1 protein-coding gene is annotated in these 1,052 nt (G+C 34.9%); it reads left to right on the plus strand.

From position 1 onward, the window contains the following. Window positions 1–94: 94 nt before the first annotated feature. Complete coding sequence (locus tag ACFWE9_RS27075) at window positions 95–718, plus strand: LysE family translocator (protein ID WP_377359694.1); 624 nt, start codon at window positions 95–97, stop codon at window positions 716–718. Window positions 719–1,052 lie beyond the last annotated feature (334 nt).

Consider the following 1,052-nt stretch of genomic DNA (forward strand, 5'->3'; position numbering starts at 1 on the left):
CAACTAATCAAGCTTATGTGTTAAACTCTATTTAACATTTATTAAATTACATTTTATCATATGGTTTTTTACAAGTCAGTAAGGAGTGGAGACAGTGAATGATTTCTTTACATTTTTAGTCCTTTCTTTATTTGTTGTAATGAGCCCAGGTATCGATACAGCACTAATTACCAAAAGGACCATTTCAGATGGAAGAAAAGATGGATATAGATTGGCTATAGGTTTGTCAACTGGTTCTTTAGTTCATACATTTGCTGCTGCCTTTGGGATTTCAACGATTTTGATGCAATCTGCTGTTGTTTTTGAAATCGTTAAATATGTTGGTGCTTTCTACTTGATATACCTCGGATTATCTTCTTTTATCAAAAGGACAAAGAAGGACGTTACTCATGTTGAAAATCTAAATAATTCTGAAATGAAGAAGTCAGCATTTAAACAAGGACTCTTCTCTAATGTACTAAATCCTAAGGTTGCCATGTTTTTCTTAACCTTTTTACCCCAATTTGTGAAAACAGGAGAAAACGCAACTCAACAACTTATTATGATGGGTGTGATTTATACAGGGCTATCCATCGCTTGGTTTTTTGTTTACGTATACTTAATTAACTCTTTGCGTGTATGGCTTATGTCTATGAAAGTGCAGAGGATAATGGATAAAGCAACAGGTCTTGTCTTAATTGGGTTTGGATTAAAGTTAGCCTTGGATAAGCAACATTAAGACAATAAAAAAACATTGGGATTATAGCCCAATGCTTTTTTATCTTGATGAACTACCCTGGCCCCGTTAGTTAAAGAAGCATTGTTCAATCTCCTTAATCAACTTTATTGTCATTCGACACTTGATCAGGATTTAGAATCCCAGTATGTAAAGAAGATATCAGCACCTCCCCCTTTTGCTAATTGGCGTCATATGGCTATGGCTTACGCCATTAGTTTAATAAGAAAAGAGCTGCCTTAATGAAGTGAACCCAAAAAGTTAGACACTTTATTTAATTAGGCAGCCTTGAGGGCATGAATCCGGTAATCTACCGGGCTCATGCCTTTTAATTTTA

This window comes from Peribacillus sp. NPDC060253 (genome assembly GCF_042727425.1).
Taxonomy (GTDB): domain Bacteria; phylum Bacillota; class Bacilli; order Bacillales; family DSM-1321; genus Peribacillus.